At 70.9% G+C, this 24,577-nt stretch carries 21 protein-coding genes; 9 read left to right on the forward strand and 12 right to left on the reverse strand.

Annotated features, from left to right (window positions below; genetic code table 11):
* Positions 1-7 precede the first annotated feature (7 nt).
* The 6 genes from RISW2_RS08425 to minC all read right to left on the reverse strand — a co-directional run bounded on the left by RISW2_RS08425 (position 8) and on the right by minC (position 5,086).
* Positions 8-1,216, reverse strand: coding sequence for a vWA domain-containing protein (locus tag RISW2_RS08425; protein ID WP_043769075.1), 1,209 nt, complete (start codon positions 1,214-1,216; stop codon positions 8-10).
* Positions 1,213-2,319, reverse strand: a complete 1,107-nt coding sequence (locus RISW2_RS08430; RefSeq protein ID WP_043769077.1) for an AAA family ATPase — start codon at positions 2,317-2,319, stop codon at positions 1,213-1,215. Before RISW2_RS08430 ends, RISW2_RS08425 begins: the two co-directional genes overlap by 4 nt.
* A 1-nt stretch (position 2,320) precedes the next feature.
* Positions 2,321-3,028, reverse strand: a complete 708-nt coding sequence (locus RISW2_RS08435) for a hypothetical protein (protein WP_051491877.1) — start codon at positions 3,026-3,028, stop codon at positions 2,321-2,323.
* A gap of 134 nt (positions 3,029-3,162) precedes the next feature.
* Complete coding sequence (gene minE, locus RISW2_RS08440; protein WP_211238684.1) at positions 3,163-3,432, reverse strand: cell division topological specificity factor MinE; 270 nt, start codon at positions 3,430-3,432, stop codon at positions 3,163-3,165.
* The gene (minD, locus tag RISW2_RS08445; protein WP_043769079.1) at positions 3,429-4,274 is read right to left on the reverse strand and encodes a septum site-determining protein MinD; all 846 of its coding nucleotides are present in this window, start codon (positions 4,272-4,274) and stop codon (positions 3,429-3,431) included. Before minD ends, minE begins: the two co-directional genes overlap by 4 nt.
* Positions 4,271-5,086, reverse strand: coding sequence for a septum site-determining protein MinC (gene minC / locus RISW2_RS08450; RefSeq protein ID WP_244437530.1), 816 nt, complete (start codon positions 5,084-5,086; stop codon positions 4,271-4,273). The genes minD and minC overlap by 4 nt, the downstream gene beginning before the upstream one ends.
* 235 nt (positions 5,087-5,321) lie before the next feature.
* Here minC and pyrF point away from each other — a divergent pair, with 235 nt between their 5' ends.
* The 5 genes from pyrF to RISW2_RS08475 all read left to right on the forward strand — a co-directional run bounded on the left by pyrF (position 5,322) and on the right by RISW2_RS08475 (position 9,844).
* Positions 5,322-6,134, forward strand: coding sequence for an orotidine-5'-phosphate decarboxylase (pyrF, locus tag RISW2_RS08455; protein WP_043769083.1), 813 nt, complete (start codon positions 5,322-5,324; stop codon positions 6,132-6,134).
* Between the two features lie 209 nt (positions 6,135-6,343).
* Complete coding sequence (locus tag RISW2_RS08460; RefSeq protein WP_084615300.1) at positions 6,344-7,357, forward strand: TRAP transporter substrate-binding protein; 1,014 nt, start codon at positions 6,344-6,346, stop codon at positions 7,355-7,357.
* A gap of 91 nt (positions 7,358-7,448) precedes the next feature.
* Positions 7,449-8,099: a TRAP transporter small permease gene (locus RISW2_RS08465; RefSeq protein WP_084615301.1), complete on the forward strand. Its 651-nt coding sequence runs from the start codon at positions 7,449-7,451 to the stop codon at positions 8,097-8,099.
* Between the two features lie 3 nt (positions 8,100-8,102).
* Positions 8,103-9,389, forward strand: a complete 1,287-nt coding sequence (locus RISW2_RS08470) for a TRAP transporter large permease (RefSeq protein ID WP_043769085.1) — start codon at positions 8,103-8,105, stop codon at positions 9,387-9,389.
* A gap of 11 nt (positions 9,390-9,400) precedes the next feature.
* Positions 9,401-9,844, forward strand: coding sequence for a universal stress protein (locus RISW2_RS08475; RefSeq protein ID WP_043769088.1), 444 nt, complete (start codon positions 9,401-9,403; stop codon positions 9,842-9,844).
* Positions 9,845-9,860: 16 nt separating this feature from the next.
* Here the strand turns inward: RISW2_RS08475 and RISW2_RS08480 are convergent, their stop codons facing one another.
* Both RISW2_RS08480 and RISW2_RS08485 read right to left on the reverse strand, forming a co-directional pair.
* Positions 9,861-11,861: a hypothetical protein gene (locus RISW2_RS08480; protein ID WP_043769090.1), complete on the reverse strand. Its 2,001-nt coding sequence runs from the start codon at positions 11,859-11,861 to the stop codon at positions 9,861-9,863.
* A 39-nt stretch (positions 11,862-11,900) separates the two neighbouring features.
* Positions 11,901-13,127 (reverse strand): ATP-grasp domain-containing protein, encoded by a 1,227-nt coding sequence (locus tag RISW2_RS08485; protein WP_043769093.1) that lies wholly within the window; start codon positions 13,125-13,127, stop codon positions 11,901-11,903.
* Positions 13,128-13,421: 294 nt separating this feature from the next.
* Between RISW2_RS08485 and RISW2_RS08490 the strand changes: the two genes are divergently transcribed.
* A complete protein-coding gene (locus RISW2_RS08490) occupies positions 13,422-14,147 on the forward strand; it encodes an SHOCT domain-containing protein (RefSeq protein ID WP_043769095.1) in 726 nt (241 codons plus the stop codon).
* A gap of 45 nt (positions 14,148-14,192) precedes the next feature.
* Here RISW2_RS08490 and RISW2_RS08495 read toward each other — a convergent pair whose 3' ends face one another.
* From RISW2_RS08495 to RISW2_RS08510, 4 genes are all read right to left on the reverse strand, one after another.
* A complete protein-coding gene (locus RISW2_RS08495) occupies positions 14,193-14,492 on the reverse strand; it encodes a hypothetical protein (protein ID WP_043769098.1) in 300 nt (99 codons plus the stop codon).
* A gap of 834 nt (positions 14,493-15,326) precedes the next feature.
* Positions 15,327-16,856, reverse strand: a complete 1,530-nt coding sequence (locus RISW2_RS08500) for an aldehyde dehydrogenase (NADP(+)) (RefSeq protein WP_043769100.1) — start codon at positions 16,854-16,856, stop codon at positions 15,327-15,329.
* A 41-nt stretch (positions 16,857-16,897) separates the two neighbouring features.
* A complete protein-coding gene (locus tag RISW2_RS08505) occupies positions 16,898-17,602 on the reverse strand; it encodes a GntR family transcriptional regulator (protein WP_043769102.1) in 705 nt (234 codons plus the stop codon).
* A 7-nt stretch (positions 17,603-17,609) separates the two neighbouring features.
* Positions 17,610-18,524, reverse strand: coding sequence for a dihydrodipicolinate synthase family protein (locus tag RISW2_RS08510; protein WP_043769105.1), 915 nt, complete (start codon positions 18,522-18,524; stop codon positions 17,610-17,612).
* Between the two features lie 314 nt (positions 18,525-18,838).
* Here RISW2_RS08510 and RISW2_RS08515 point away from each other — a divergent pair, with 314 nt between their 5' ends.
* The 3 genes from RISW2_RS08515 to RISW2_RS08525 all read left to right on the forward strand — a co-directional run bounded on the left by RISW2_RS08515 (position 18,839) and on the right by RISW2_RS08525 (position 24,524).
* Positions 18,839-21,694 carry a Hint domain-containing protein gene (locus RISW2_RS08515; RefSeq protein ID WP_043769106.1) on the forward strand — a complete coding sequence of 952 codons (2,856 nt, stop codon included), beginning with the start codon at positions 18,839-18,841 and terminating at the stop codon, positions 21,692-21,694.
* Positions 21,695-21,745: 51 nt separating this feature from the next.
* Positions 21,746-22,942: a winged helix-turn-helix domain-containing protein gene (locus RISW2_RS08520; protein ID WP_043769108.1), complete on the forward strand. Its 1,197-nt coding sequence runs from the start codon at positions 21,746-21,748 to the stop codon at positions 22,940-22,942.
* Positions 22,943-23,243: 301 nt separating this feature from the next.
* Positions 23,244-24,524: a DEAD/DEAH box helicase gene (locus tag RISW2_RS08525; protein WP_043769110.1), complete on the forward strand. Its 1,281-nt coding sequence runs from the start codon at positions 23,244-23,246 to the stop codon at positions 24,522-24,524.
* Positions 24,525-24,577 lie beyond the last annotated feature (53 nt).

Below are 24,577 nucleotides of genomic sequence, written 5' to 3' on the forward strand. Positions count from 1 at the left end.
GGATCCGTCACAGCGGATCGAGGCGCAGCACGCGGCCATAGGGCGGCGCCGGCGGATCCCCTGGCACCGCCCACAGGACCGGGCACCCCGGCGGCGGACCGAAGGTGCCGTCGAGATCGGTCAGAACGACCAGCACCGACGGCCGCAGCGCGCCGGCGCGCAGGCCGAGATCAACGAAGGATGTCCCCCCGCCCGTCCGCAGGTCGAGGTCGCGCAACAGCGCATCCGCGCCATGGTCGAGGCGGCGTGCGGCGTGCACCTCCTCGTCGAAGGCCAGAAGGTGTGCCTCGGCCCCCGTGCGCCGCGCGATCCCCGACGCCTCGGACAGGAACAGCTGCAGGGTATGCGGGTCGATCGAGGCCGAAGTGTCGAGGCCGACGACGACCCGCGGTCGGCGGGTGCGACGCTGGCGGCCGGGCTCGAAGACGGGCACCGGGCCGCCGCGCGCAACCGCGTCGGTCTCGGCCGCGACCCAGCGCCCCGCGGGCCTGCGGAAGGTGCGCGCGGGCCGTCGCGCGAGCGCGGTCGCGAGTGCCCCGCGCAGGCGGCGCTCCCACGGCACCCGCGGCGGTGCGAGGTCCGCGAGGATCGTCGAGAGCGTGCCGATCCCCTCGCCCGCGCGACGCCCTGCCCCCATCGCACGCACGAGATGGCCGCGCCATTCGGCCGCGCTGTGGCGCGGCGCTCCCTCCTCCGGCACGAGGTCGACAGTGAACTGCCGCTCGGCGCCGTACGCGCGCGCGGCACGCCCCGTCGCGGCGTCGCGGTGAAGCCGCATGGCCAGACGGTCGGCGTCCCACTCGGCCAAGCCGCTTCGCGCCTCGCCCGGACCCTCACCCATGCGCTCCAGCAGCTCGACAAGCCGCACGCAGGGCCGCGGCAGCGCGTGCCCCGCGAGGATGAGCGCGTCATTCACGATGGCGTCGGCCGCAAGCGCGTACAGGTCGGGGCGGAAAGCCGGGCCGAGCCGCTCGGCCAGCGCCTCGGCCCGTGCCGCGTGACGCAGGGCCACGTGCAGGACGTGGTGCGCAGCCAGGCCCGCCTGCTCGTGCACCGGCAGCGCCGCGAATTCGGGGCCGTAGCGGATGGTCTCGCCCGCGGTGGCGGTCGGCCCCGCGCCGTCGCGGTGCTGGCACCAGAGCGCGAGCGCGCCGAGCGCCGGGTCGGTCTCGGCCAGCCGGGCGAGCGCGTGCCGGGCCCGGTCCGAATGGCTCACGGCAGGCCCGCCGCCTGCCGCGCGCGGGCATGATCGGCATAGGCCTCGGACCGGGCGAACGCCTCCTGCCAGCCATGGTCCAGCGCCTTGCGGATCAGGAGCTCGAACCCGAAGGTGGCGAGTTCCGCCAGCGGCAGCGCGGCCTGCGCGGGGCTGTCGAGACGGCGGATGTCGGCCATGACCTCGATCGCCGCGTCGAGCCGACGGGCGTCGGCGGCACCGACCAGCGCATAGACCAGCGCGGTCAGCCCGTGCAGCGTGTCCGGGTAGAGGGTGCGCCGGTCGCGCCGCGACGCCGCCAGCATCTCGTCGACCGCGACGGAGGCCGCGATGTCGTCGGCCACGAGGGCGAATTCCGCTGCGGCCGCCTCTCCGACCGTGCCCGCGACCATGGTGTCGCGCAGGCGCCGGTCCCTCACCGCGCCGACGATGGCGCTCACACGCTCCCAGGACCGGGGCGTGCAGGCGATGGTCTCGCCCCGCCGGAGCGCCGCCTCCCCGGTTTCGAAGAGGTCCGGCCGGGCACGCAGGAACGCGCAGACTGCCGGGTGGATGCCGGCCTCGACCGCGTAGCCGGTCAGCCAGTCGTCCGCATCGGCACGCAGGTTCAGGTGGATTAGCCGGTCGGAAAGCGCGCTGCCCATCTCGTAGGCGACCGCGCCGTCCTCGACCGTGTTGCCCGCGGCGACGACGAAGCAGCCGTCGGGCAGCACGTGCCGGCCCACGCGGCGTTCCTGCAGCAGCCCGTAGACGGTGGGCTGAAGGGCGGGATCGGCCGCGGTCAGCTCGTCGAGGAACAGAAGCGTCGGGCGGTCGGGATCGTCGGGCAGGTCCTCGGGCCGGTACCAGACGGTCCGCCGCGCGTCATGGTCGTAATAGGGCAGCCCGCGCAGGTCCTGCGGCTCGATCGTCGTGAGCCGCAGGTCGAAGAGGCGCGCGCCCCGGCGCCCAGCCAGCGTCTGCACGATCTGCGTCTTGCCGATGCCGGGCCGGCCGTGCAGCATCCACGACGCGGTCATCACCCCCGCCGCCTGCGCGTCCCAGCCGGCCGCAAGCGTCGCGAGCGCCTCGCCGGCCGAGACGGGGGGCGCGTTGACGCCCATGTCAGGCCCCCTCCGCCGCGGGCGCTGCGCGCGCGCCCTCGCGGTCGATCCAGGCCGCGAGGCGGGCATGGGCGGACACCGACCGCGCCTCGAGCGGCACCTCGCGCAGGAACGCGCCCTCGCGCAGGTGCACCGCATGCAGGTCGCGCTCGGTCAGGTCGGCATCGAAGAGCCCGGCCAGCACCGCCCGGTCGGCGTCATCGAGATCGAGAAGCCGCGGCGCGGGATGCGCCGCCTGCACGCTGACGAGCGTCAGCGGCGGCACGCGGGCCAGTTCCGACTGCTCGACCACGAGGTGCAGCCGCCCCTCCTCAAGCCCCTGCCGCGCGGCGATCCGGCGCAGGCAGGCACGCGCGCGCCAGGCGAAGAGGTCGGAGCGCCGCGCCGCCTCGTCCGCCGGGATCAGCGTCGCGCGGCGCACGTCCGACAGCCGCAGCACCTTCATCTCGACCGCCGCCAACACGACCACCATGGCGAGCGGCGCCTGTGCGATGGGCATGGCCAGCGACGGCCAGACCAGCATCGGCGCCACGAACGGCAGGAGCGCGCCGACATAGCGCAGGAACTGCGCCTCGAAGAGAAGCCGCGCCCACAGACCCGCCCCGCCCCGGCGCGGCAGCGGCATCGCGCGCCCGAGGAACCGGCGCGGCAGGCTGCGCGTCTCGAGCACGGCGGGGTTCAGAAGCGTGGCACGCGTGACGACGAACATGATCCCTGGCGATCGCGACCCCGACGGGGGCCTCAAACGCTGAGGATAACGCGCGGACGCGGCGCGTCCACAGCGGGACGGCGCGGCATTGCGCATGTGCGCCGGCCCCGGGGTCGGGGCCGGACGCGGACCGCTCAGCGCGCCGCGGCGCGCTTCGGCAGCTCTATGTTGATCTCGAGGCTCGAGAGGTCCGCATCGCGTTCCATGCGGATGTCGACCGCGTCGCGGTCGACCTTCACGTGGCGGGCGATCGCCTCGAGGATGTCGCGCTGCAGCAGCGGCAGGTAGTCGGGCCCGGGCGCCCCGCTGCCGCGCTCGTGCGCGAGAAGGATCTGGAGGCGCTCCTTCGCGGTGTCCGCGGACGAGGACTTGCGCGCGCCGAAATTGAAGCCGAACACCTTCATGCCGTCCGTCCGAAGAGCCGCTGGAACAGGCCGGGCTTTTCGTCGCCCGCGATCTTCATCTCGACGCTGTCGCCGGCCAGCCGCGCCACGGCGTCGCGGTAGGCCCGGCCCGCGCCCGAGGTCTCGTCGTGCACGACCGGCGTGCCGGTATTCGAGGCGCGCAGGACCGCCGTGCTCTCGGGCACGATGCCGAGAAGCGGGATCGCCAGGATCTCGAGCACGTCCTCCACCTTCATCATCTCGCCGCTCTCGATGCGCTTGGCGTCGTAGCGGGTGAGCAGGAGGTGCGCCGGGATCGTGCCGTCCTCCTCGGCCTTGCGGGTGCGGCTGTTCAGCAGCCCGAGCACGCGGTCGCTGTCGCGCACCGACGAGACCTCGGGGTTGGTGACCACGATCGCCTCGTCGGCGAAGTACATGGCCAGCTGCGCACCGCGCTCGATGCCGGCGGGGCTGTCGCAGACGATGTAGTCGAACTCCTCGCGCAGCTCGCCCAGCACCTTCTCCACGCCCTCCTGCGTCAGCGCATCCTTGTCGCGCGTCTGCGAGGTCGGCAGGATCGACAGCGTGTCCACGCGGCGGTCCTTGATCAGCGCCTGCTTGAGCTTGGCGTCGCCCTGGATCACGTTGATGAAATCGAACACCACGCGGCGCTCGCATCCCATGATCATGTCGAGGTTGCGAAGGCCCACGTCGAAGTCGATCACGACCGTCTTGTGGCCGCGCAGCGCGAGACCCGCGCCGATGGCAGCGGCCGACGTGGTCTTGCCCACGCCGCCCTTGCCGGATGTGACAACGATGACTTTGCTCACTTGTGGCTGCTCCTGTTGCTGTCCCGGCCTCATCCCAGACGCTCCACGCACAGGCGCTCGCCGTCGAGGAAGACCGTGACGGATGACTTGCGAAGCTCGGGGCCCAGCGTGTCGCTGGTCCGGTAGAGCCCGGCGATGGCCAGTAGCTCGGCGTCGAGGCTCTGGCAGAAGATGCGCGCCTCGAGATCGCCGTTGATCCCGGCCATGGCGCGGCCGCGCATCTGTCCGTAGACATGCACGTTGCCGGCGGCGATCAGCTCGGCGCCCGACGACACCGGACCGACGATCGTCAGGTCGCCGTGCTCGGCCACGACGGTCTGGCCGGACCGCACGGGCCGCGTGATCAGGCGGTTCACCTGCGGTGCAGGCTCGGGCTCGGGGGCCGGGGCCGGTTCCAGCTGCAGGGCCGGCGCGAGGTCGACAGGCGGGCGCGCGGTGCGCGCGGCCGGCGCGGCGGCCTCGGGCTTGAACGCCCCGCGCAGGGGCGCGTCGCGGCCGCCCGCGAGCGCGATCAGGCCCGCCTCGGCCGCGGCCTTTTCCTGCGCGGCGGTGCCGTTCTGCACGCCGAAGACCGACAGGCGGCGCTGACGGAGCGCGTCGGCCAACGCCGCGATGTCCGCGGCCGTCGCCAGGCCCTCAGCGCCCTCGAGGTCGACCACGAGGGGCGCACCGGCGAAGAAGTTCGGTGTCTGCTCGAGCCGCGCGTCGAGCGCGGCGTAGAAGCCCTGATCGGGCGCGCCCCCGAGCCGGAGCGCCACCGCGGTGAAGAACCGCCCGCGGATCTGTAGGGGCCGCCGGGCGATATCCGCCCGCGCGTCCCACCCGGTCGCCACCTGTGGTTCCAAGAGAAGTCCTGCCTTTGCCGCCTGTCGCGCACGGATTCGCGTCCGCGCGTCGCTGTCCCTCTCGTTAATCCGGGAGCGCGGCGGCGTCCACCGTCCCGCGGCGTCGGCCCCGGATTGAGCGGCGCGGCGCCGCATCATCTGCCGCAGGAACGTGCGCCGGGACTTGCGCGCACGCGCGTGCTGGGGCACCGCAGGGCGGCCCGACCCCGCAGCGCATCACAGAGGAGACGCCGCCATGACCACCGGATTCCGCGACACCGTGCTGGCCAGCGCCACCGACCGGCCGTCCTTCTGCGTGGGAATCGATCCCTCGACTGCGCTGCTGCAGGCGTGGGGCCTGCCCGACGATGCCGGCGGCGCGCTCGATTTCGCGCGCGCGCTCCTCGCCGCGTCCGAGGGGCTCGTTCCGGTGGTGAAGCCGCAGGTCGCCTATTTCGAACGCTTCGGCGCGGACGGGTTCGCCGCGCTCACCCGGGTTCTGGCCGAAGCGCGCGACCGCGGGCTCAAGGTGATCGCCGACGCCAAGCGCGGCGACATCGGCACCTCCTGCGAGGCCTACGCGGCCGCGTGGTTCGGACCCCGCGCGCCGATGCGGGCCGACGCGCTGACCGTGGCGCCCTATCTGGGCGTCGGCAGCCTCGTCCCGGTCTTCGAGGCGGCGGCGGCGGACGGCGCCTATGTCTTCGTGGTCGCGCGGTCCTCCAATCCCGAGGGCGAGCGGCTGCAGCAGGCGGGCGCGGGCCCGGTCTGGCGCGACGTTCTCGACGCCATCGCCGAGTGGGAAGCGGGCGCCGGCACGCCCCGCACCGTCGGCGCCGTGGTGGGCGCCACCGCGCCCGGCGACCTGAGACAGGCGGTCGCGGCACTTCCCGAGGCGCTGTTTCTCGCCCCGGGCATCGGCGCACAGGGCGCCTCGGCGGGCGACCTTGCCGCGGAGGGCCTGTCCACGCCCAACATCCTTCTGTCCTCGAGCCGCGCGATCGCCCGGCTCGGGCCCGATCGCGGCGCCCTCCGCGCGGGCATCGAGGAGGCGCTCGCGGGCCTCTGAGCCCGCGGTCCGCATCGTCCCGAATCGCGTGCGGACGAGCCCCGCGCGGCGCCGGCCCCGGGGGTCCGGGGCGATTTCAAGTTGACATCGACTCATCCCCCCCGGACCTTTGGGGGGTCTTTCCGCTCGGAAAGGTCCCAAAATTCATGCCGGTTGTCCGGGCGCGATCCACGCGACCCCGGGCGGGCGGAACCAGGGAGATGAAAGAAATGACCCGCAAACTGTTCATGCTGACGAGCGCCTTCGCCCTTGCGACGGGGGTGAACGCGGCCGGTGCCGATACCTGGCGCTATGCCTTCGAGGAAGCCCTCGACGAGGTTCAGGGCAAGTTCGCCCAGAAGTTCAAGGAAGAGATCGAGGCGAACTCCGACCACGAGGTGCAGCTCTTCCCGTTCGGCACGCTTGGCGAATCCGCGGACATCATGGAGCAGGCCCAATCGGGGATCCTGCAGTTCGTGGACCAGTCGCCCGGCTTCACCGGCGCGCTGATCCCCGAAGCGCAGGTCTTCTTCGTGCCCTACCTGCTGCCGCAGGACGAGGAGACGCTGGCGGAGTTCTTCCGCACCTCGACCGCGATCAACGAGATGTTCCCGCCGCTCTACGAGGAACAGGGGCTGAAGCTGCTGACCATGTTCCCCGAGGGCGAGGTCATGATGACCACCGCCGAACCGGTGACGGGGCCCGCGGACCTCAACGAGGTGAAGTTCCGCGTCATGACGAACCCGCTTCTCGTGGAGAGCTACCAGGCCTTCGGCGCGACGCCGACGCCGCTGCCCTGGGGCGAGGTCTACGGCGCGCTGCAGACCGGCATCATCCAGGGCCAGGAAAACCCGGCCTTCTTCATCGAGTCGACCAAGATGTACGAGGTGACCGACCACATCACGCGGGCCGGGCACAACAACTTCACCACCGCGGTGATGGCGAACCTCGACTTCTTCGAAGGTCTTCCGGAGGAGGAGCAGACGCTGATCAACGACGCCATCGACACGGCCTTCGAGTACATCATCGAGTACCAGGAAGGCCTGACCGAGGAATCGCTCGAGAAGATCAAGGAAGCCAAGCCCTCGATCACCATCACCACGCTGTCCGAGGAGGAGCGCCAGCCCTTCATGGACACCGCTGAGGCCGTGGAGCAGGAGTTCCTCGAGATCGGCGGCGACCAGGCGCAGGAGATCCTCGACCAGTTAAAGGCGGATCTCGAGGCGGTCGGCGCGGAAAGCTGACGTCCCGCCCCGCGTGACCGGTGCCGGGCCGCCCCCGCGGCGGCCCGGCACCCCTTGCCGGCACGCACCTTCCCCTCCCGAGGACAGTCCCATGACGACACGCAACGAAGAGGTGTCCGCGCGCGACACCGACATCGCCCCCACCGGCGCGGCCCCCGCCGCCGATGCCGACATCGACGATTCCGCCTATGTCTCCGGCCTGCCCGGCATCCTGGGCGTCGTCGATGTCGCCATCGCGCGGATCGAGGCGATCCTCCTCGCCGTCGGCGTGCTCCTGATGGCCCTCAACACCGTGGCGAACGTGGTGGGACGGTTCCTGCTCGGCCGCAGCATCTTCTTCTCGGAGGAGCTGAACCAGGCGCTCATCATCCTCATCACCTTCGCGGGCATCTCCTACGCCGCGCGGCACGGGCGGCACATCCGCATGTCGGCGATCTTCGACGCGCTGACGCCCGCCCTGCGCAAGCCGCTGATGGTGATCATCGCGGCGGTGACGGCGGCGGCGATGTTCCTGCTCGCGTGGTACTCGGTCGAGTACGTGACGACCCAGGCCTCGCGCGGGCGGCTCCTGCCGGCGCTGCAGGTTCCCGTCTGGTGGATCATCGTCTGGGCGCCGCTCGGCTTCTTCCTGACCGGCCTGCAATACAGCCTGACCGCGATCAAGAACGTGATCCACAAGGACATCTGGCTGTCGACGAGCACCATGGAAGGCTACGACGACACCGGCCGGGAGGAGGTCTGAGCCATGAGCCTGATGATCTTCGGCAGCATGATCGTGCTGCTCCTGCTCGGTTTTCCCATGATGATCCCGCTGATCGCGGGCTCGCTCATCGGCTTCGTGTCGCTCTTCGGCGGGGTCGGGCAACTCGACACCATGGTGCAGCAGATCCTCGCGGGCATCCGCCCCGCGAGCCTGATCGCCGTGCCCATGTTCATCTTCGCCGCCGACATAATGACGCGCGGACAATCTGCCGCGCGCCTCATCGACCTCGTCATGGCCTTCGTCGGCCACCTCAAGGGCGGGCTCGCGGTGTCGACCGCCACCGCCTGCACGCTTTTCGGCGCGGTGTCGGGATCGACGCAGGCGACCGTGGTCGCGGTGGGCGGCCCGCTGCGCCCGCGCATGCTCAAGGCCGGCTACAACGACAGCTTCGTGCTGGCGCTCATCGTGAACGCGTCGGACATCGCGTTCCTGATCCCGCCGTCGATCGGCATGATCATCTACGGCGTCGTCTCGGGCACCTCGATCTCGGAACTCTTCATCGCGGGGATCGGGCCGGGGCTGCTGATCCTCTTCATGTTCTCGGTCTACTCCTACATCTACGCGCGGCGGCACAACGTGCCGACCGAGGAAAAGTCGACCTGGTCGGAGAGGATGTCGGCCATGCGCCGCGCGCTCTGGCCGCTCGGCTTCCCGGTCATCATCGTCGGCGGCATCTACGGCGGCATCTTCTCGCCCACCGAGGCGGCGGCGGCCTGCGTGCTCTACGCGCTCATCCTCGAGATGGTCGTGTTCCGCGAGATGAGCCTGCGCGAACTCTACGCCACGGCGAAGTCGACGGGCCTCATCACGGCGGTCGTGTTCATCCTCGTGGGCGCGGGCGCGGCGTTCTCCTATGTGATCAGCTTCGCGCAGATCCCGCAGCAGGTGCTGGGGTCGATCGGCATCGACGAGATGGGCCCCTACGCGATCCTCTTCACCATCTCGATCGCGTTCTTCGTGGGCTGCATGTTCGTGGACCCGATCGTGGTCATCCTGATCCTCGTGCCGATCTTCGCGCCGGTGGTCGATTCCGCCGGGCTCGACCCGGTGCTCGTGGGCACGATCATCACCCTGCAGGTCGCCATCGGCAGCGCGACTCCGCCCTTCGGCTGCGACATCTTCACCGCCATCGCGGTGTTCAAGCGACCCTATGCCGAGGTGATCCGCGGCACGCCGCCCTTCATCGTGATGCTGCTGACGGTGGCCGTGCTGCTGATCTTCTTCCCCCAGATCGCGCTGTTCCTGCGTGACATCGCCTTCGCGGACTGAGGAGAGGCCCGATGTTCCAGACGATTCTCGCCGCCTACGACGGATCGAAGGGGGCGCTGCAGGCGCTCGACAAGGCCGCGGGCCTCGCGCGGCTGACCGGGGCCGAGGTCAAGGTGCTGACCGTCTACCGCCACCATTCCATGCTCGAGGCGTCGCTCTCGATGGTGCGCGGGATTTCCGACACGCGCGGCAACCTCGACGACGTGATGCGCGGCATCGCGCGCGAGACCGCCGAGGACGCGAAGGCGCACCTGAAGGGCGCCGGCGTCGAACGCGCCGCCGCCTATATCCAGGGCGGGCCCTCGGCGCGCACGATCGTTTCCTTCGCGCGCGAGAACGCCTGCGACCTGATCGTGCTGGGGTCGCGCGGGCTCGGATCGTCCGAGGGTTACCTGCTGGGCTCGGTCAGCCACAAAGTGACGAGCCTGACCGACATCCCCGTCCTCGTCGTCTGAACCCCGGGCGCGGGCATCAGCCCTGCGCGGGGACCGGCGCGCGCGCCCCCGTGCGGTCGCGTGCCCAGGATCCCACTGCCATGTCCCGCACCCGCGCGATGGCCTCGGCCGGGACCGGGCGCACGCCCGCGGGCCGCACCGCGTGGTCGTGGAACAGGTAGATGCGCGACAGGAACGCCTCGAACGGCAGCGAGCCCTCGCCATGCCGTTCGCCGTGGCCGCCGGTGGTGACGACGACGCCGTTGCCCCAGTCCTGCGCGCTGTCGTTGTTCGGATTGTAGAAGAACACCCGCATCTCGCCCGACCGCCCCGGCGCGACGCGCAGGATGGTGATGGCGTGCCATCCCACGAAGCTGCCCGTCGGGTCGGTATAGGCGATGCCCGCGGGCTGCGGATGGATGAGCGGCCGGCCCCCGTTGTAGTCGGGATGGTAGCTCTGGTGGAAACCCGTCAGGAAATCGTCGTAGTCGGCGAGCGCGCCGGTTGCGATGTCGACCGCCACACGGCAGTCGCGGCGGACCCACCAGCCGTGGAACTCGGGGTTGATCCAGCGGTGCGGGTCGCCGTCGCGGCCCGCGCAGAGGCGCCCCATCTCGGCATAGATGCGGTCGAGATGCGGCACGAGCAGCACCGATACCGGGTCCGCGTCGATGGGACCCGCCCCGGCAAGCCCGCTCGGCAGGTCCGCGGACACGATGGGCGTGCCCTCGAAATGCATATTGATGGTGTCGGCCTCGGCCGCCTCGACGACGAGGTGCAGGAGGTAGTCGGGATCGTTCAACGCCCACATGGACAGCGCACGCGCCGACTGGCAGGTGGGATTCGCCCCCTGCCCCACGCCGAGCGGCTGCCCGAGGATGACGAGCGCGCCCGCGACGAGCAGCGTCTCGGCCGGCACCGCGGGCCCGAAGGCCAGTTCGAGCCGCGCGCGCACGCCCGGATCGAGGTCGAGCGCCAGCACCCGCTGCAACGCCGGCACGATGGGCGCGCCGTGCATCACGCCACGGTCCATCATCGCCGAGAGGCCGTAGATCGCCTGCGGCGTGAAGGGCGTGACCGCCCGCCGCACGAGGTCCTCCACGAGCCCGCTGTAGCAGCGCCAGCAGTCGAGCCCGGTCGTCCCGAGCCCCAGTGCCTCGGGCACGAGCTGCCGGTCGCCGAAATCGAGCGCCCAGGTCAGGAACGTCGCGTGGTAGTCCGACACGAGGCCCGTGTCGTGCATCGACCGCGCGAACCCCATCGCCTCGCGCGACAGGCCGTTCTCGTCGAGCGTGTCGAGCCGCTCGGCGTAGACCGCAACGCCCGGATCGTCGAGCGTCTCGGCCGTCGGACCGAACAGCGCGCTGACCAGCCGTTCGGCGCCCAGCCGCTCCGCGCCGGGTTCGGCGCCGTGGCGATTGAGGGCGATGGCGATCTGCGCGATCATCTCACGCACCGGCGCCACCTGCACGGGTCGCTGCTCGAGCAGCCGCCAGATCTCGGCGACGAGCACGCCCAGCACGTCGCGCAGACCGATCCGGTCCGCGACGAAGCGCAGGAGTGCCGCGCTTTCGGCGTCCCGGTCGCCGCGGGCCCGCGAGGCCTCGTCCGAAAAGCTGAAGAAGCGCCGCAGGTTCAGCGCAAGGACCTGGGTCAGGAAATGGCGCGCATGGTCGGTGCCGAGCGTCGGGTGCTGCTCGACGCGGCCCGTCGCCACGGCGAGAAAACGCATGAGGCTTGCCGTCTCGAGCGCCGCGCGCCGGGGATCGGCGGCGTCGAGCGATCCCGCCACCAGCTGCGGCAGGAGCACCGTCGGCCGGTCCCAGTCCGAGCCCGCGAAGAGGCCCGCCGCTTCCATGCGCCCCGCCCGGTCGAGCACGGCCTCCGCGCCGCCCGCGACGCGCATGAGGCGCGCCACGAGGTCGAAGACCAGCCCCTGGTGGCGCCCCTTGGCGAAGGGGCGCGACTGTTCCAGCCGGACGATGGCCTGGTCGAGCGTGGCGCTCAGCCGGTCGAGGTCTGGCGATGTCTGGTCCATCTGGCATCCCGCCTGGGCAAGATCGTCTGCCTGCCGTGGTCAGACATAGAAATCAAGCTCTTCCTGCGCCTTCAAGAGGTCGCGCAGCTTGTGCGGATCGTCGCCGAAGAAATAGGCGAGCCCCCAATGGGTGCCGAAGGCGGTGCGCTTGGCGACCTTCTGCTCCATCGGGTCCGACAGCTGGTGGAACTCGAAGTACGGGTGGTTCTCGGTCTCCTCGGGCACCTGCAGGCGGCTGACGACGCGCCGGCGCGGATAGACGCCGAAGCAGCCCGCATGGCCCTTTGCGCCGGTCACCTCCTCGGGGAAGAAGGCATCGATCTCGTCCTGCGTAGTCTTCGGATCGAACATCAGCACCATCGCCTGGTAGCCGTTGAAGCCGTAGGCGCGCTCGATCAGTTCAAGCGCGTTGAAGCCCGGCGGACGGTAGGCGACCTCGCCGAAGTAGAGCTTGTTGTCGCTCGTCAGGAAGTACTCGGGGTGGATGAAGCCGAAGTCGATGTCGAAGGCCTCGATCAGCTTCTCGATCTCCTCGGTGATGCGCGCGCGATGCGCCTCGAGCTCCGGCGTCGCCGGCACGAAGACCGAGTAGCCGAGCGTCACGTATTCCGAGATGTTGAGGAAATGGACCTTGCGGTCCTTGATCCACGCCTCCACCGCGAATTCCCAGCCGTCGAGATGGCTCTCGAGCAGCGCGGGAAATTCGTCGTCGGGAATGTTGTCCACGTCCTCGGGCGTCCGGATCACCCGGTGGCCGGCCGTGCCCGACTTGTCGAACGCCTTGAAATGGATCGGATCGTTCGGGTCGCCGTCGAGCTTGAGCAGCGTCTGGTTCACCCGCTTGAGGAACCGGATCACGTCGACGCGGTCATGCGCCTCCTCGAACACGCCGACGCGGATGCCGCCGAGCTGCGCGCGCCGCTTCATCAGCGACTTGTCACGGAACAGCATCGACTGGCCCAGCAGCCGCGGGTTGTCCATGAGGACGGCGTTGATGGCCCCCGCCCATTCCACGGTCTCCTCGAAGAGAGGAATGGCGACGTCGACGCCATCCTCCTTCAGCCGCTGGGCAAGCTCGTGCGACCGCTCGTTGAGCCGGGTGAAGTCCCAGGGAATGAACGGGATCTCGTTCTGTGTGCAGTACTCCTCGGCCCAGGGCGGTGCGACCACCACGTAGCGCCGGTCGAACCGGTCCACGGCGTCGATCGCGTTGAGGCTCCAGCCAAGGATGGCAATGTAGCCCTTTTCCGGGTTCCTGTCGGTCATGTATCCTCCGTTCTGGCCGGGTCTCTGCGCCCGGTCGCGCGCGCCGTTGAAAGGTCCGGACGGACTGTGCGCGCAGGCGGAGTGGCGGTCGCGCGAGAGCCGCGGACCTGCCTGCAAACCGCCGTTTCGGTACATCTACCTATTGCGATGTGGCCCCGGGACAACCCGCAGCGGTCGACAGAGTGGCGCGCGGGGCCGATCGTGACGGAACAATCGGCCCGGCCCGGGCTTGATCCGTTGACGGCGCGCCGGGTGGTCCGGCGCGTTCCCGTCCCCGTCGAAAGGATCGCCGCCATGACCCTCACCACACAGGGTGAAGACCTCGCTTCGCGGCTCGCCGAACGTCACGGCACGAGCGTGGACGCCGTGCGCACGCTGATCGCGGCCGTCGTGGCCGGGAACGGCCGGCAGGCGCAGTTCTCGCACCCCGATCTTGGCGGCATGGGCCAGTGGTCCTCGGGCGGCATGACCATGGTGGGCGACATGTTCAACACGCGCCTGCAGGCGCTGGTCGCGGCGCTCTGCGCGGACATCGCGCAGGCCGCCGGGGACGCGTCGCTGGTCGCGCGCCCGGCACCGGGGTCCGGTGGTACCGGGCAGTCCCGCAGCGGCGCGTGGTGGCCCGAAACGCTCGGCATTCCCACATCGACCGGATCGCAGAACGACACCGCCTATGCTGTCTTTCCCGACAGCCGCCGGCTCGCCACCCGCATCGGCGGGCGCGTCACCGTCCACGACACCCGCGACCACGTGATCGGCGGCGTCGGCCAGCAGCAATCGGGCGGCGCCGACATGACCTTTACCAGCCAGTTCGGCATCGTCCGGCTGCGTGACCTGCCGGTCGTTTCGGGCGAGGAGGCGAAGGCAACCGAGTCCCCGTCCGACGCCGGGCGGCCCGAGACGGGCGGCACGGACGACGTCTTTGCCGCGCTCGAGAAGCTCGGCGCGCTGAGGGACAAGGGCATCCTGTCGGAGGAGGAGTTCGCCCGGAAGAAGGCCGAGCTCCTGGCGCGGATCTGAGCCGCGTATGGGGGCGCCCGCGCACGGGCGCCACCGGGACGTCGCTCAGGCCGGCTGGCCGTTCAGACGCGCATCGAACCAGTCGAAGATCAGCTCTGCGCAGCGCTGCATGCGGCGGATTTCCTGATCGTTCAGAGCATCGCCGCGCACCACGCGCGAACTGAGCCGCGTGAACTCGACCTGGATGGTGCGGGGCATTTCCAGGTCGCTGCGGGTGGCCCGCGCCCAGCGGGGCAGGTCCTGCAGGCGTTTCATCGCGTCACGCACGATCTTGCGGCCAAGCTTGTCGGTTTCGACCGACGCGACGAGTGCCGCGTCTCTTTTCAGGAGCTGGACTGTGTCCATGGAACCCTCACGGTTGTCAGGTTGCGATTTGCGGGAAACCACTCGGCAAACGAACCAAAGGCGAAAGTTACCAACACCCCACAATCATGGGCGGCATTTGGGGCGGGAGTTTGACAGGCTTTACAGCCACTTTCCCGCCGCAAGCGCCAATCCGCCGACGCTCCGAATCATTGTCCACGGGCCGCAATCGGAGCGAAGAAATCATTGGTTAACGAAGGATTAACCACGGGCCGCGCAAGCAATAGGTACGCGCCGCGCTCGTCATTCGGGGCGGACCCGCCGGCGGCGTCCTTTTTCGTGCACGGTTCGGCCACAAATTCGTCTCATCCCGGCACAATCTTGCATCCGAAGTCGCGCATCGCGCAGCTCGCCGCACACGGCGCCCCGCCGGCCCCGCCCATGGCACGTCGTGCGAGGGGACCGGGACGCGATTCGGAGGCGTTCAACCTGCAAGCTGCTCCCTCTCCTGCGTTATTCCCACGTGAATTGAGCGGATCACCGCCTGCCACCGCAGATCGCGAGATTTAGCTGTTGATTTGCAGGGAGTTGTGTCTTTTCTGCATGTTGGCAAAAATTTCACGCATCCTGAGTGGCCTTCCTGTGGTAGAAGAAGGCGTCGTCCGGCGCCGGCACGCGGATTGTTAGCAAGTATCGTTTTATGCGTCGGGTCCGAAGAATTTCGGACGGACTGTCTTGCACCGATGACGAGTGGTCGCGGTACCGGTTCAGATTGCAGGCAAGTCTATTCAAAGCTGCCGGATTCAGAGCGAGAACCGCCCGGCGCCTTCCCGCAGTTGGCGCCGGGCACCCGTGTCTGGATCCGGGCTCCCCGGATCAGGCCAGGTCGCCCGCCAGCAGGGCCTCAGGCATGTTCTGGAAGCAGACCGGCCGGAGGAAGCGGCGGATCGACAGGGTCCCCACGCTCGTCGCGCCGAAGTTGGTCGATGCCGGATAAGGCCCACCGTGCACCATGGCATCCGCAACCTCGACCCCGGTGGGAAAGCCGTTCACAATCAGCCGCCCGGCCTTGCGCTCGAGGACCGGCAGCAGGTCGCGGGCGAGATCGGTGTCGCCCTCGTCCATGTGCAGCGTCGCAGTCAGCTGGCCCTCGAAGCCGCGGGCGAGCTCCGCCATCTCCGCCTTGTCCGAGACCCGCACGACCAGTCCGAGCGGCCCGAACACCTCCTCGCCCAGCGCCGCGTCCTGCAGGTAGGCGGCGGCGTCGGTCTCGAAGAGGTTGGGCGTCGCACTGCGCCCCTCGCTCTCGGTGGACAGCACCGCGCGCACAGCATTGCGCCCGCCAAAGCGTGCCTTGCCCGCGCGGTAGGCGTCGGCGATGCCGTCGGTCAGCATGGTCTGCGCGGGGCTTTCTGCAAGCGCCGCCCGGGCGGCCTCGACGAAGGCATCGCCGTCGGCTCCGGTGCCCACGACCGCGATCCCCGGGTTCGTGCAGAACTGCCCCGCCCCCATGGTGAGCGACCCGGCCCAGCCGCGCCCGATTTCGGGCCCGCGCGCGCCCGCGGCGGCCGGCAGCACGAACATCGGGTTCACCGATCCAAGCTCGCCGAAGAACGGGATCGGCTCCGGCCGCGCCATGGCGAGGTCGAACAGCGCCCGCCCCCCGGCGAGCGAGCCGGTGAAGCCCACCGCGCGCACGAGCGGATGCTGCACCAGCGTCTGCCCCACCTCGCGCGCGCCGCCGTGCACGAGCGAGAAGACCCCCGGATGCAGGCCGCAGCGCGTCACCGCCGCGCCGATCGCCTCGGCGACGATCTCGGCCGTTCCGGGATGCGCCTCGTGTCCCTTGACCACGACCGGGCAACCCGCGGCGAGCGCGGCGGCGGTGTCGCCGCCCGCGGTCGAGAAGGCGAGCGGGAAATTGGACGCGCCGAAGACCGCGACCGGCCCGATCGGCCGCTGGATCATGCGCAGTTCGGGGCGCGGCAGCGGCTGGCGGTCGGGCAGCGCCGCGTCGTGGCGGCGGTCAAGGTAGGCGCCGTCCCTCACATGCGTCGCGAAGAGCCGCAGCTGCCCCGTGGTGCGCCCGCGCTCGCCCTCGAGCCGCGCCGCCGGAAGGCCGGTCTCGGCGGTGCCGATGGCGGTGATCGCGGCGCAGCGCGCGTCGATCTCCTCGGCGATCGCGTCGAGGAAATCCGCCCGCGCGGCGCGCGTCGTCCAGCCGTAGGAGGCGAACGCCTCCTCCGCCGCGCGCACCGCGCGGTCGACATGATCCGGCGTGCCGGCCGAGAACGCGTGGCCCGCGCCCGAGACGGGATGCGAAGGGAACGTGGGCTCCGCCGACACGCGCTCGCCAGCGATGAGGTGGGCGCCGTGGGGCGTGTACTCTTCGGATGTTGCGGCCATGGGGTCGCTCCTTTTCACAGGTGAAAGCTGCGGGCGGACCGTCAGTCCTCGCCCGGATCGTGGCGCGCCGCGGCGACGTTGTCCGCCGCGGTGCCGAGATGGGTGCGCAGGGCGGCCGCGCTCGCCGCCGCGTCGCGGGCGGACAGCGCCGCCGCGATGTCGAGATGTTCCTCGAGCGTCCGCGCGCGCTTCAGCCGGCGGCGCGACGAGATGAAGCGCGCGCGCCAGAGCCGCGCGTTGAACTGGGCGTGCGCCCGGAGGAGCGGCGGGTTGCGCGCGGCCTCGACGATCCCACTGTGGAACGCCATGTCCCGGCGGAAGAAGGCGAGCGGCTCGTCGCTGTCGGACCGCTCGGCCATCTCCCGCGCGGCCGCCGCGAGCGCGGCCAGCTCTGCATCGGTGGCCTGCGCGCAGGCCTCCTCGCCCGCGAGCGCCTCGAGCGCGCCCAGCACCCGCAGGTTCTGCGCCAGCGTCGTGACGTCGGGATCGGCGACCATGGGCCGGCGCGTGGCCGAATAGGTCACCAGTTCGTCCATCTCGAGGATGCGCAGCGCCTCGCGCAGGGGCGTGCGGCTGATGCCCAGAGCCTCGGCCAGGTCGCGTTCGCGGATGGGCGCACCGGGTGCGAGCCGCTCGAGCAGGATGAGGTCGCGCAGCCGGTCCGCGATCTCGGCCGCGAGCGTGCGGCGGCCCTCGATCGGGCCGAGCTCGGCCAGGCTTTCTGCGAGGGGAGACCGGTCGGTCATGACGCGCCTACCGGCCCCAGCGCAGCGCGACGGGATCGAGCGGACGCAGGAGGCCCAGCAGTTCCGCCCGCGTCTCGGGCGCCAGCGGCGGCACGGGATGGCGGCAGAAATCCGACGCGATGACGCCCCCTTCCCGCATCGCGGCCTTGGCGGCGCGGAAGCCGCATTGCCGGTTCTCGTGGTTGATCGCCGGCAGGATGCGTGCGTAGCCGGCGACCGCCGCCTCCCGGTCCCCCGCGGCATGGTCGGTCACCACGCGGCGCACGTGCTCGGGGATCATGGCCGAGCACATCGTGCCGGTCGCCCCCGCATCGAGATCGGCGAGCATGGTGATGCCCTCCTCGCCGTCGAGCGGGCTCACCACGTGCTCGCCCCCCTCGGCCACGAGCGCGCGCAGCTTGCCGGCGGCACCGGAGCACTCGATCTTGAAATGCCGCACCATGGGTATCTCGCGCGCCATGCGCACGAGGAGCGGAACGGGCAGGTCCACGCCGGACAGGGGCGCGTCCTGGATCATGATGGGAATGCCCACCTCGCCCACGCGTGCCACCTGCTCGAAGGTCTGCTCGGCCGTGCCCTTCAGGAGAGCGCCGTGATAGGGCGGCATCATCATCACCGCCGCGGCCCCCAGCGCCTGCGCCTGCCGCGCCCGCGCGACGGCGATGGACGTGGCATAATGCGAGATCGTGACGATCACCGGCAGCCGGCCGTCCACATGGGTCAGGCAGAGCCGGGTCAGCCGCTCGCGCTCCTCGTCGGACAGCAGGAACTGCTCGGAGAAGTTGGCGAGGATACAGAGTCCGTCGACGCCCTGGTCGACGATGCAGTCGAGCACCCGCCGCATCCCGTCGAGATCGAGCGTACCGTCGTCGTGAAACGGCGTCGGCGCGACCGGCCAGGCCCCTCTCAGCGTGTCATCCATGTCCTCTGCGCCCTCCCCGGCAAGCGGCGCACCTCAAGGCGCCTTCGGACCTCCGCCTAGCACGGGCGTTTCGGAATGTCGATATTTTGGCATGCCAAAATGATCCGTTAACCACGGCATCACGAAACCGCCGCACTTCGGGCGCGACGCCACGGTTTCGCCACGATGCGACACAATGCTCTGCCTCCGTCCCGTTCTGTTTCGCGGTCGTGGACGCTGCCCCCGGGGTGGCCCTGAGACATGTGCTCCGGCGCCGGAACGGCCGCGGCGGGACCGCGAGTGCGTGTGTTCTAGGTATCAGGTCCGGTCGCATCATGGCCGTCTTCGTCATCTCCTCGTCGAACTACGACGACCCGGCCTTCTGGTCGGCGATCAGCGTGTCGGGCCCGGGCCACACGCTGGATTTCCGCGGGCTGCCCGCGTCGTGGACCGTTACGGTGGACCCGCCCGCGGGCCTGATCGTCATTCACGACGGCACCCGCAGCGTCACCGTGGGCGAGGAGGGCGCGACCGGCACCGACGCGATCTTCGGCCCGCGCACCGATCTCGACGACTTCACCACCGTCCTCGCGGGGGACGGCAACGACCGGATCGACGCCGGCACGGGCCTCGGCAGCGTCGAGGGCGGCGCGGGGAACGACACCATCACGGGCGGACCGGACGGCGCGGCGCCCCCGCCCTGGCGCGATTTCGGCGTGAACGACGACGTGACCGGCACCTTCGGCCAGGACCATTTCCGCTATGCCGCAGGCGAGATGTCGAACGCCGACGTCACGCTCGACGACCGCTCGGGCACGAGCACCGACGGCGACCGCCAGCAGGACTGGCTGCTGATCGACAGCACGAACCAGACGGGCATCCTGCATGTGCGGGGGTTCGATCACGGGCTCGACCGGATCGTGCTGCGCGAAATGCCGGTCAGCGTCAGCCCGAGCGTGAACCCGGGCATCCTGAACGTCACGATCACCTACGCCAACGGCAATTCGCAATCATTCGAGATCCTGCATTCGGGCGGCGACACGCCCTTCGCGTTCGACGACTTCTTCACCACCGAGATGCCGGGCGGCGGCGACGACGTGCTGTCGGGCGGCACGGGGTCCGACCGCTTCATCTTCGCCGACGGCTGGGGCGACGACACGGTGTCGGGCGGCGACGGCGCGGGCGACGTGGACGAGATCCGCCTCGACCGCCTTGCCGCCCCGGTCAGCGTCACGCAGTCGGGCAGCGGCGCGGGCACGATCACGAGCGGCACGAACACCATCACCTATTCCGGGATCGAGCAGCTGACCCTGACCGACCAGGCCGACGCGCAGAACGCGCAGGCCGCGACGTCCGGCGTGTGGATCGACGGCCGGGACGGCAACGACACGCTGCTCGGGAGCCGCGGGGCCGACACGCTCGCGGGGGGCGGCGGCGACGACTACATCGAGGGCGGCGACGGCGACGACCTGCTGAGCACGGGTCTCGGCCAGGACACGCTCTCAGGCGGGGCGGGCAACGACACGCTGCGGAACGCGGCCGGCGACGATTCCCTCGTAGGCGGCGCGGGAGACGATTCCATCGTCGCGACGGAGGGCGACGACACGCTCGACGGCGGCGACGGCAACGACACGCTGATCGGCGGCGGCGACGAGGACAGCCTCCTGGGCGGCGCCGGGTCGGACCTCCTGTTGCCCGGCGCGGGCGACGACGTGGCCGATGGCGGTGCAGATGCCGACAGGTTCGTGTTCGAGGACGATTTCGACGACGACACGGTCTCGGGCGGCGAGGCCGGGACCGATGTCGACACGGTCGACCTGAGCGCGCTGTCCGAGGCGGTGACGGTCGACCATTTCGGCACCGAGCAGGGCCTGATCGAGGAGGGCAGCGACAGCATCCGCTTCTTCGGGATCGAGAAGTTCGTCCTGACGGATTTCGCCGACTTCCAGACAAGCGGCGCGGACACCGCCGGGTTCCAGACCGATGCCGGCCTCGGCAACGACACGGTCTATGGCGGGCTCGGCGACGACACGATCCTGGGCGGCGGGGGCCGCGACGAGATCTTCGCCGATGCGGGCGACGACCTCGTGACGGGCGGTGCCGGCAACGACGACCTCGGCGGCGACGACGGCAACGACACCGTCGAGGGCGGCGACGGCAACGACTACGTGCAGGGCATGGGCGGCGCCGACCGGGTGGCGGGCGACGCGGGCGCGGACACCCTGCTCGGCGGCAGTGGCGACGACACGCTGGCGGGCGGTTCCGGCAACGACGTGATGACCGGCGGCGACGGCGACGACGTCTTCGTCTATGCCCCCGGCGACGGCGCGGACACCATCGCCGACTTCAACGCGGGCACGACCGGCACGGCGCGCGACGGCCTTGCCGGCAACAACGATTTCATCGACCTCTCGGCCTTCTACGACACGCTCGTGGAGGTGCGGGCGGACCAGGCCGACGACGGCATCCTGAACCAGTCGAACTCGGTCGCGCGCGGCGGGACGGCGGACTATTCGGACAATGCGAGCTTCGGCAACGGCAGCCTGACCTTCACCGGGGCGAGCGCCGAGCGCGCTTTCTTCACGACCGAGAACACGGGCGTCGTCTGCTTCACCCCCGGAACCGGCATCCTGACGCCCCGGGGCGAGGTTCCGGTGGAGAAACTGCGCCGGGGCGATGCCGTGGTGACGCGCGACAACGGGGTGCAGCGGATCGTCATGATCGCGGCGCGGCGGGTGGGCGCGACGGCCCTTGCGGCGCGACCGGGCCTCCGGCCGGTCGCGATCGGGGCCGGCACTTTCGGCGGGCACCGCGGTCTCGTGGTCTCGCCGCAGCACGGCGTGCTCGTGCGCGTGGACGGCGAGGAGCGGCTGGTGCGCGCGACGCATCTCGCGGGGCTGGCCGGCGGATCGGTGCGGCGCCTCGAAGCCTGCCGGCAGACCGTCTACGTGCATCTCGTCTTCGAGCGGCACCAGATCGTCTTTGCCAACGGCCTCGCCTGCGAAAGCCTCTATCCGGGACCGATGGCTCTGGGCGGGCTCCGGGCGGGGGCGCGCGCGCGCCTCGCGGCCCTCCTGCCGGACCTCGGACGCGCGCCGGTGACCGAGGTCTACGGCGCCCCCGCCCGGCACTTCCTCGCGCGCCGCGACCTGCCCGGCAGCCTCGCCGCGCTCGCACCTGCGGGCCGCTGAGCGCCGCATTTCGCGCTGGCGGGCAGCGGCACCGACGCTAGGCTGCGAGCCATGGCACGTCTCCGTCTCGACAACCGCACCGCCCGACGGCTCTTTCTCGACCGCCACATGCTGCTGCGGCCCGGCGGCGGCAGCGGACGGGGCCGCGACCTCGACGACGTGCTCTACGCGCTGGGCTTCGTTCAGGTGGACAGCGTCAACACGCTCGCACGGGCGCACGACCTGATCCTCTGGGCGCGGCGGGGACGCTACCGTCCGGCGGCGCTCGATTCCTGCGTCGCCACGCGGCGCGCGGGGTTCGAGCACTGGACGCACGACGCATCGGTCATCCCGATGGCGTTCTACCCGATGTGGCGGCTCAAGTTCGCCCGCGACGAGGCGCGCATGCGCGCGCGCTGGCCGCGCTGGCAGGGCAGCGGCTGGACGGACGAGGTCGAGGGCGTGCTGCGCCACGTCCACGACCATGGTGCGGTGACCACGCGCGACATGGACGACGGCGCGCCGCGCGGCGCCACGGGCTGGTGGGACTGGCATCCCTCGAAGACCGCGCTCGAATTCCTCTGGCGCTCGGGTCGGCTGGCGATCTGCCACCGCGAGGGCTTCCGCAAGGTCTACGACCTGAGCGAGCGGGTCATTCCCGAGGCCGCGCGCGCGGCCCGCCTCGACACCGCCGAGATCGTCGACTGGGCCATGAGCGCGGCTCTGGCGCGGCTCGGCTTCGCCACGAGCGGGGAGCTCGCGGCGTTCTTCGACATCGTCACGCGCGACGAGGCGAAGGCATGGTGCGCCGAGGCGCTGGCCGCGGGCCGGGTGCGCGAGGTCGACGTGGAACTGGCGGACGGCACGCACCGGCGCAGCCTGACCACCGAGGCGATCCTCGACGCGGGCACCGCCCTGCCCGCGCCCTCGGGCCGGGTGCGGATCCTGTCGCCCTTCGACCCGGCGCTGCGCGACCGCGCGCGGGCCGAGCGGCTCTTCGGCTTTCACTACCGGATCGAGATCTTCGTGCCCGAGGCGCAGCGCCGCTTCGGGTACTACGTGTTCCCGGTGATGCAGGGCGACAGCGCGATCGGGCGGCTCGACGCGCGGCGCGCGGGCGCCGCGATCGAGGTCCGCGCGTTCTGGCACGAGCGCGGCGTGCGCATGGGCGCCGGCCGGCAGGCGGCCCTCCTTTCCGAGCTCGAACGGCTGCGCGGACTCACGGGGGCGGAGCGCGTCGATTTCGCCGAGGACTGGCTCCGGGCCTGACATGTCCCGTGCCGAAACCGGCCGGCCCCAAGCTCGGCGCGCTTGACACCTGCGCGCGAGAGCGTACATGCAGGAGCGTGCGCTGCGCTGCCGCGTGAGCAAGCCCTGGCCCGGACGGGCCGTCGGCGCACACGATCCTCCGGTTCCCCATCACGCAGGGTTCTAGACGCGACGGCCGGATGGCGCGGGACACGCCCGTGCATCCCGAGGCCGCGTGGACCCTCTGCTGTCGCCCCCCGGGCGGCACCTTGACACGGCCGCGGCCGGGCCTGACGTCCGCGCGGTCCATGAAGGACACGACTTGTTCGATTTCGACATGCTGGGCCTCGGCCCCAGCCTCAATTCCGCGCTGGAACGCGCAGGGTTCAAGGAACCCACCCCCATCCAGAACCAGGCGATCCCGCTTGCGCTGGACGGACACGACATCCTGGGCCTCGCCCAGACCGGCACCGGCAAGACGCTGGCCTTCGGCCTGCCGCTGATCGAGCACCTGCTGGCCGCGCCCGGCAAGCCCGCGCCCAAGACGGTCAAGGCACTGATCCTCGCGCCGACCCGCGAGCTGGTGAACCAGATCGCCGACAACCTGCGTCCGCTGACCGAGGGCTCGAAGCTGCGCGTCGCGACCGTTGTGGGCGGACAGTCCATCAACCGCCAGATCGGCGTACTGGCGCGCGGAACCGACGTCCTCGTGGCGACGCCCGGCCGGCTCATCGACCTGATGGATCGCGGCGCCGTGGACCTGGGCCAGGTGCGTCACCTCGTCCTCGACGAGGCGGACCAGATGCTCGACCTCGGGTTCATCCACGCGCTGCGCAAGATCGCGCCGCGGCTCGGCACGCCGCGCCAGACCATGCTGTTCTCGGCCACCATGCCCAAGCAGATGGAGGAGCTGTCGCGCGCCTACCTCAACGATCCGCGCCGCGTTCAGGTCTCGCCCCCGGGCAAGGCCGCCGACAAGGTCACGCAGTCGGTGCATTTCGTCGCCAAGGCGGACAAGCCCGCCAAGCTGCGCGAGATCCTGTCGCGGGACCCCGACGCGCTGACGCTGGTCTTCTCGCGCACGAAGCACGGCGCCGAGAAGCTGATGAAGGGGCTCGTCGCCGACGGCTTCAACGCCGCCTCGATCCACGGCAACAAGAGCCAGGGCCAGCGGGACCGCGCGATCCGCGACTTCCGCGCCGGCACCACGACCATCCTCGTGGCGACCGACGTGGCCGCGCGCGGCATCGACATTCCCGGCGTCGCCTACGTCATCAACTTCGACCTTCCCGAGGTGCCCGACAACTACGTGCACCGCATCGGGCGGACGGCGCGCGCAGGCCGCGAGGGCGAGGCCATCGCCTTCTGCGCGCCGGACGAGGGCGACCTTCTGCGCCAGATCCAGAAGCTCATGAAGATCGAGATCCCGGTGGCGAGCGGCACGAGCCCCCTGCCCGGCGACGACGACGAGCGCGGCAACCGCCGCTCGGGCGGCCCGCGGCGTCGCGGCCAGCGCTCCGGCGGCGGCGGTGGCGGGGGCGGTGCCAAGGCGCCCGCCCCGGCCGGCAAGGGCCGCCGCCCGCGCCGGCGTCGGCAGGCCTGAGACGACCGATCCCGGGCGGCCCTGACGGCCGCCCGGGGACATGCGCCGCCGCC

The organism is Roseivivax isoporae LMG 25204, assembly GCF_000521865.1.
Taxonomy (GTDB): domain Bacteria; phylum Pseudomonadota; class Alphaproteobacteria; order Rhodobacterales; family Rhodobacteraceae; genus Roseivivax; species Roseivivax isoporae.

Bases quoted from the DNA above. Each gene is read 5' to 3' on its own strand.
- RISW2_RS08430 (WP_043769077.1), bottom strand. From the start codon at position 2,319: ATGGGCGTCAACGCGCCCCCCGTCTCGGCCGGCGAGGCGCTCGCGACG.
- RISW2_RS08435 (WP_051491877.1), bottom strand. From the start codon at position 3,028: ATGTTCGTCGTCACGCGTGCCACGCTTCTGAACCCCGCCGTGCTCGAG.
- minE (WP_211238684.1), bottom strand. From the start codon at position 3,432: ATGAAGGTGTTCGGCTTCAATTTCGGCGCGCGCAAGTCCTCGTCCGCG.
- minD (WP_043769079.1), bottom strand. From the start codon at position 4,274: ATGAGGCCGGGACAGCAACAGGAGCAGCCACAAGTGAGCAAAGTCATC.
- pyrF (WP_043769083.1), top strand. From the start codon at position 5,322: ATGACCACCGGATTCCGCGACACCGTGCTGGCCAGCGCCACCGACCGG.
- RISW2_RS08460 (WP_084615300.1), top strand. From the start codon at position 6,344: ATGACCCGCAAACTGTTCATGCTGACGAGCGCCTTCGCCCTTGCGACG.
- RISW2_RS08465 (WP_084615301.1), top strand. From the start codon at position 7,449: ATGACGACACGCAACGAAGAGGTGTCCGCGCGCGACACCGACATCGCC.
- RISW2_RS08470 (WP_043769085.1), top strand. From the start codon at position 8,103: ATGAGCCTGATGATCTTCGGCAGCATGATCGTGCTGCTCCTGCTCGGT.
- RISW2_RS08475 (WP_043769088.1), top strand. From the start codon at position 9,401: ATGTTCCAGACGATTCTCGCCGCCTACGACGGATCGAAGGGGGCGCTG.
- RISW2_RS08480 (WP_043769090.1), bottom strand. From the start codon at position 11,861: ATGGACCAGACATCGCCAGACCTCGACCGGCTGAGCGCCACGCTCGAC.
- RISW2_RS08485 (WP_043769093.1), bottom strand. From the start codon at position 13,127: ATGACCGACAGGAACCCGGAAAAGGGCTACATTGCCATCCTTGGCTGG.
- RISW2_RS08490 (WP_043769095.1), top strand. From the start codon at position 13,422: ATGACCCTCACCACACAGGGTGAAGACCTCGCTTCGCGGCTCGCCGAA.
- RISW2_RS08495 (WP_043769098.1), bottom strand. From the start codon at position 14,492: ATGGACACAGTCCAGCTCCTGAAAAGAGACGCGGCACTCGTCGCGTCG.
- RISW2_RS08500 (WP_043769100.1), bottom strand. From the start codon at position 16,856: ATGGCCGCAACATCCGAAGAGTACACGCCCCACGGCGCCCACCTCATC.
- RISW2_RS08505 (WP_043769102.1), bottom strand. From the start codon at position 17,602: ATGACCGACCGGTCTCCCCTCGCAGAAAGCCTGGCCGAGCTCGGCCCG.
- RISW2_RS08510 (WP_043769105.1), bottom strand. From the start codon at position 18,524: ATGGATGACACGCTGAGAGGGGCCTGGCCGGTCGCGCCGACGCCGTTT.
- RISW2_RS08515 (WP_043769106.1), top strand. From the start codon at position 18,839: ATGGCCGTCTTCGTCATCTCCTCGTCGAACTACGACGACCCGGCCTTC.
- RISW2_RS08520 (WP_043769108.1), top strand. From the start codon at position 21,746: ATGGCACGTCTCCGTCTCGACAACCGCACCGCCCGACGGCTCTTTCTC.